Genomic DNA, 428 nt, shown 5'->3' with positions numbered 1-428 from the left:
TACACCCTAAGTGAACAGTTCGGGAATTACATCCATAGCGTTTACCCCACTGTTCGCTCGACTACCTGGAGGAATCACTCGATGAGCTGTTAGCTTTTACTACTGCACCGAAACCGGTATGGACCAAGATCTGGTCCAATAACCCCACCGAACGGCTCAACCGAGAAATCCGACGTCGCACCGACGTCGTCGGGATCTTTCCACACCGTGAGGCCGTCATCCGACTGGTCGGGACCGTCCTTGCGGAACAACACGATGAGTGGATTCAGCAAAAACGCTACATGTCACTGACCAGCCTGACCCAGACCAAGGAGATCATCGCTGCCAACCTCGTTGACGACACTCCCACCGAAAGCAAGGAGCTCGCCGCCTAATGCTTACCCTGTTATGTCCATGAGGTTTTTGGACTGGGAGTCCAGCTACTTTTT

The 428-nt window shown here is 53.3% G+C and carries 1 pseudogene; it reads left to right on the top strand.

What is annotated here, in order from left to right:
- Positions 1–59: 59 nt before the first annotated feature.
- Positions 60–374 (top strand): annotated as a pseudogene (locus HMPREF0308_RS13460) (transposase); the annotation flags it as partial.
- Between the last annotated feature and the right edge of the window lie 54 nt (positions 375–428).

The organism is Corynebacterium striatum ATCC 6940 (genome assembly GCF_000159135.1).
Lineage (GTDB): Bacteria > Actinomycetota > Actinomycetes > Mycobacteriales > Mycobacteriaceae > Corynebacterium > Corynebacterium striatum.
The sequence above is the reverse complement of the archived record's forward strand: the minus strand, read 5'-3'. Positions and strand labels throughout refer to the sequence as shown.